The organism is Mesorhizobium sp. WSM4817 (genome assembly GCF_055811135.1).
This window is the reverse complement of sequence record NZ_JBVVQQ010000062.1, coordinates 2,962-8,102: the sequence shown is the minus strand read 5'-3', so window position 1 is coordinate 8,102 and position 5,141 is coordinate 2,962. Positions and strand designations below refer to the sequence as shown.

The 5,141-nt window shown below is 59.4% G+C and carries 2 protein-coding genes and 4 pseudogenes; 4 read left to right on the top strand and 2 right to left on the bottom strand.

Annotation, left to right across the window (positions count from 1 at the left end):
* The first annotated feature begins 143 nt into the window (after positions 1–143).
* Both AC0L2K_RS34355 and AC0L2K_RS34350 read left to right on the top strand, forming a co-directional pair.
* Positions 144–1,013, top strand: a complete 870-nt coding sequence (locus AC0L2K_RS34355; protein ID WP_473533577.1) for a hypothetical protein — start codon at positions 144–146, stop codon at positions 1,011–1,013.
* A gap of 104 nt (positions 1,014–1,117) precedes the next feature.
* Positions 1,118–2,651, top strand: a pseudogene (locus tag AC0L2K_RS34350) (DUF2235 domain-containing protein).
* A gap of 394 nt (positions 2,652–3,045) precedes the next feature.
* Here the strand turns inward: AC0L2K_RS34350 and AC0L2K_RS34345 are convergent.
* On the bottom strand, positions 3,046–3,264 hold the full coding sequence (locus tag AC0L2K_RS34345; protein WP_473533576.1) for an ImmA/IrrE family metallo-endopeptidase: 219 nt from the start codon (positions 3,262–3,264) through the stop codon (positions 3,046–3,048).
* Positions 3,265–3,339: 75 nt separating this feature from the next.
* On the opposite strand from AC0L2K_RS34345, the pseudogene AC0L2K_RS34340 reads away from it, so the two are divergent.
* Positions 3,340–4,191, top strand: a pseudogene (locus AC0L2K_RS34340) (ISKra4 family transposase); the annotation flags it as partial.
* A 172-nt stretch (positions 4,192–4,363) separates the two neighbouring features.
* On the opposite strand, the pseudogene AC0L2K_RS34335 reads toward AC0L2K_RS34340, so the two are convergent.
* A pseudogene (locus tag AC0L2K_RS34335) lies at positions 4,364–4,576 on the bottom strand (efflux RND transporter permease subunit); the annotation flags it as partial.
* A 137-nt stretch (positions 4,577–4,713) separates the two neighbouring features.
* Here AC0L2K_RS34335 and AC0L2K_RS34330 point away from each other — a divergent pair.
* Positions 4,714–5,141: pseudogene (locus tag AC0L2K_RS34330) on the top strand (fumarylacetoacetate hydrolase family protein); the annotation flags it as partial.

The following is a 5,141-nucleotide window of genomic DNA, read 5'->3' as shown; positions in this document are numbered from 1 at the left end:
GTCGCATCACCTTTGCGGAATCGCGCGAGCTGATTGCCCGGGCGGGCGGTCTAGTGGAGAAGGCGCGCTAGCATGAGCGTCACGGCGCCGCGCATTGGTGTGAGATACCGCGGCGAAAGTTCCGCTGGAGAAGGGCTCAAGGCATGAGCATCGGCGAGCTTTTAGTCGAGCTGGTCCTGGCCGGCTTGATCACGCTGGCGGCGCTCTTCTTCCCGGCTTACAGCATGGGGCTGCTCGGTTTCGGGCTTTCGACCGATGTGCTCGCCGTCGCCATCGCGCTTGGCTTCGCGATCGGGGTCATCATCGACCGCTCGACCGACACCATCCTCGAACAGTGGCTCGGTCTGGTCAGGCTCAAATTCGCGGAGAAGGTGACGGCAGAGCGCAACGCGCTCGTCGGGAGCGGCTTGGTTCAAGACGTCTTCCCGGAGGACTGGCTTCGGATCCAGATCCTCGTCAACGGAAGCGAAGCGGCAGTGCGCGCCATGGAGGCGCTGCGCACGCGCATTCGCGTCGCCCGCAATATGGTCGTTCTGATGCCGGTGCTCACTGTGTCGGCAATCATCGGCGGCTGGCCGCCGGATACCCATAAGCAAATGGCTAACGCAGAGGCTGCCGTGTTGTTTCCGCTGTTCGAACTCCTGGCGCTCGTTTCAGCGGTCGTGATCGCCCGCTGGTGGCTGAAAGCGCCGCGCACCTCGGCAACCGCGGCTGCTGTGCCAAGCCGTGCATCATGGCTTGCGAGCGCCGTGACCGCCTGGTTTGGGTTGCATCTCCTGGCAGCCGCTGCTGCGATCGCGTTCTCGGCCGATCAAACCACGGCGGTAGGCGCCACGGCGGCCGGTTTCCTGCTCACCGCGCTAGCGGCGCTTGCCTGGGAGCGCATGACTGTAAGTTTCATGGCCTTGCTGTGGAATCACAGCCGGTTCACGGATCCCAAGAAGCTGGCCGAGCATATGAGTTCCGGCTCCAGGTCGACCCAAGTGCTATCGCCTGCTATGTGGACAGATTAGCTGACTGACGGCGCTTCGATCTGAAGCCGGGTTCGTCCGCGACGATCTGGGATAACTGGGAAGCCGGTTTTTACGTAAGGTACCGATTCTGGAGGCAATTCAGCTTGAGCAAGAACATTGTGGTGTTCTCGGACGGGACCGGCCAGGAGGGTGGTGTTCGAGCAGAACAGCGGATGAGCAATGTCTACAAGCTCTATCGGGCGTGTCGTGTCGGTCCGGAGAGTTCGGTCGACCCAGCCCATCAAGTTTCCTTCTATGACCCAGGACTGGGCACGGAAACGACCGCAACCGCCATGACAGATGTCGTCCGGCGGGTCCAGAAGCTGCTTGCCTCCGTTTCGGGCACCGGTATCACCGCCAACATTGCGGATTGCTACGAGTTCATCATCAATCACTATCAACCGGGAGATCGCATCTTCCTCTTTGGCTTTAGCAGAGGCGCCTACACCGTCAGAGCGGTTGCCAACCTTCTCATGCTTTGCGGCGTACCGACCCGTGTGGGGGATGCCCCCTCTTCCGCGATTTCGAAAGGCAACGCGTGATATTGCTGAGGAAGCCGTACGCACCGTGCTCGAGCATGGCGCTGGCCATCCTCGCAAAGATTATGAGGATGAGCGGCTTGAACTTGCGCGCCGATTTCGTGAAAAGTACGGCTCGCACCACGAGACCGGAGAGGTGAACCGCTCTAATGCGGCGCCTCATTTCATCGGCGTGTTCGATACGGTAGCGGCGCTAGGCGCAAAGGGGTTGCGGCGTGCGATAGTCCAGACCGGCTTATATACCGGCGTGGTTGGTCTCGGTGTGGTACTGGCGCTTTTGCCTGCCCTGATTGTTGCGGCAATCGCCAGCTTCTGGGTTCCTTCTGGGGGGTCTTCGGGACGATCATAGCGGCCGGAGCGGCTATAGGCATGGCTGTGCTACACCAGAAGCAGCGTCGGTCTGTGCGTAAGACCATCCGAGACTTCCCGAAGCTGGGTGATGTACGCAGCCACATCGCTGAGTGGAAGGGGGACAACTTTGATCGTCTTCTAAGTCGGTTCGTCAAGTTCGCGCGATCGGCGAACGCCATTGATGAAACGCGTGAGGACTTCGCGCGGGTCGGGTGGGGACAAACCGCAACTGCGCCCCCAACAATTGACGGCCATGATGTCCTCAAGCAGTGGTGGTTTGCCGGAAATCACTCGGATATTGGCGGAAGTTATCCCGAGACTGAATCGCGCTTGTCCGACATAGCGCTACTCTGGATGATCGAGGAGGCGACCGCCATCCCGGAATGGACTTGTTATCGGTCCGGTCGTTGTCAGGGGTGCGAGATTTGAACAGTCCATGGAAACCGGTACGGCACTACATCTCTTTCCGTCCGCGGATGGCCTCCAGCATTGTGAGGTGGCGGGTATGAAAGATGCGATTGCAAGCCGAACCCCTACCTGGCTATCGAGGTTGACCGCCAAACTGGGATACAAGGTCAAAATCCGGGAAATCAATCCGGAAGCTGTAGTCCATCCTTTTGTCGATGCTCGCTTTGAAATCACCAACGTGCCGCAGTGTGCCGGGCTCGGCCCCTACCGACCTCAGGCTCTGCGCAACCACAAGAAATTTGCGCACTATTACATCGAAGATGGCACGCCCATTGCCTGAACGGACTCTTCTGTTGAAACGACGTCGGTGCTCACCGGTTGGATTGTAGGTAGGCCCTGAAGGCTGCCAGGCCCTCGGCTATGTTTTTCCGCCCGAACCTGATCCATGCGCGTATCGTCGTGAGTTCCATTTTAGGGGTTAGAACAAGAACTGTTCCCAGCGACACGCGGCCTTTATCAACCAAAGGCAGCTACGGTTGATTTGATGATGATTCCGCCGTCCGGGCTTCGGCGCATCTGACGCGGGTTCCTCCGAGGCCGCAAAGGCCCGCCAAACGGCTGGAATTGGTCTTCAGCCCGGGATTAGTTTGATCTGCGTACCATTGTACTCACGCCAAAGGCCGAGCCGCTTGATCCGGTATTCTGTCAGTTCGGGGGACGTGCAGAACTTCTAGCTATTTGGCGGACGAGAGGTTCTGGGACACGGCTTCTACCATAGCGGCTTTTGGCAGGAGTGACGCTGAAGCAAGATAGTAAGCATCATGCTCTTCGGTCGCATCGTAGGTTCGGCCGAAGGCCTCGGCCACCTTGCTAATCTTCGTGAGCTTACGGCCCAGCAGGATGTGCCGGTACTCTTCGAGTACGGTGACAGCGTCACGCTCATCGCTGACCATTCGCCCCTAGCACTGCGTCCTCGCGAACCAGTCTGCCTTGCAGCGCGGACGAGACCTTCCTAGTGGTCTCACCCAGAGCGGGTTTCTATGCAGAATGCCTGTCCGCGCGACTGGATGAGCCTCCCAGTTCCCGATGGCCGCACCGTCATCGGTCTGGATGGTGTGGGTATATCCGGGACCGCAACTATCGAAAGAAGAACTTCGAACTGATCGTCGGCCGCTCCTTACCCGAGGATGCGCGTTACATCGGTTTTGTCCATGGCTACGATCGCAAGCCGCAGCGCCGTATCCTTGACGATCTTAAAAAGGAGGACGTTCAGGCCAATCAGGACATCACCTTCATCACCGACGGAGGAGAAGAGGTCCCCTCGCTTGCCGAGATCGCGCCGGCAAGCGAACATGTCCTCGACTGGTTCCATCACCATGCGCATCACGGTCCTGCGCCAATTCGCCCAAGGTCTCGAAAACCATAATGAGCAGGCGGGGCAGGACATCCAAGAAACCCTCCGCAGGATCAAATGGCATCTCTGGCATGGCAATGCGTACCGTGCTCAGGAGGAATCGACAGCCTGCAATTCGATGCGGAAGCGCTCGAAACGGACTACGCGATCATGCGCAAATTCCTCACGGCCATTGGCGAGTTCCGATCCTACATCCTTCCAACAGCGCAAGCCTGATCAACTACGGCGAACGCTACCGGTCCGGTGAGCGGATATCCTCGGCCTTCGTCGAGGCGACCGTCAATGCCGTCATCAGCAAGCGGTTCGCGAAAAGCAGCAGATGCACTGGAGCAGGATCGGTGCGCATCTTCTGCTGCAACCCCGGACGCAGACCCTCGACGGCTCCCTACGCTCGACCTTCCAGCAATGGTATTCCGGTATGGCGAACGACAATCACGAATCAGACGAAACAGCTCTCGCCGCATAACCGCCCCACAATTCCTCATGCTCCCCGCCCGTCCGCGGGCGTTGCAGCCCAGTTCGATGCCGCGTCTGGTCCACGACGGCCGGATCCAAGTGGAGGTGCTTCCCAGGGCCGCTCCCCGCAAAGTGGTGCCCCGAACCGCCCCCCATCTTCAGGTGTGGAAGCCGGCGAGGGCTCAGGCTGCCTCGATGCCGACAAGCTGCTTGAGAAGCCTGTGAAAGTCGTCGACGAAGGTGAAGATGACGGGAATGGCGACGAGGCTGAGGAGGGTGGAAGTCATCAGGCCACCGATAACGACAATTGCCATCGGTTGACGGAAACTGGAGTTGCCGCCGCTGAGACTGAGCGCTACGGGAAGCATGCCGCATCCCATCGCGATCGTCGTCAGCGAAAGTACGTCCTCGACCATGCCGATCCGCCCGTTCCGGCCCTTGATAGTTACATTTTCGATAGTTACAGACGCAACAACTTGGATCGTCAAGCCTGTCTGCGGGCGGCGATCTGTCGAAACCTGAACGGGAGGTTCACATGCTGGTCAGTGACGTCTCCATGCGCGGGCTGATCTCGGTGGAGCTTGCAAAGGGATTCGGTTTCTTTCAGTCAAAGCCGACTTTCGCCTTCTCACCGGGGGCGGTCACCCCCGGGGAGCTGGGCGATGCCTGGGACGGAGGCAAGCTGCATCTGCCCGGCATCGACATGACCTTGGATTTTCCTATGCTGATGGCCTACGCGGCGAAAACGCGGCCGCTCGCCGCCTGGCACAATCATCGGCTCGGGCACGGTATCGAACAAGCTCGGCAATGGGCCGGGCAAACCTGTCTCTGAAGGCGGCGCGGGCTATTCCTGCATCGCCGAGATCCGCATGATCGAGACTATCGAGCAGGGTGCGGCAAAGACACCTTTCATGCGTTTCGGCGACACGGTCCGCATCGAGATGAGAGACAAGGCCGGCC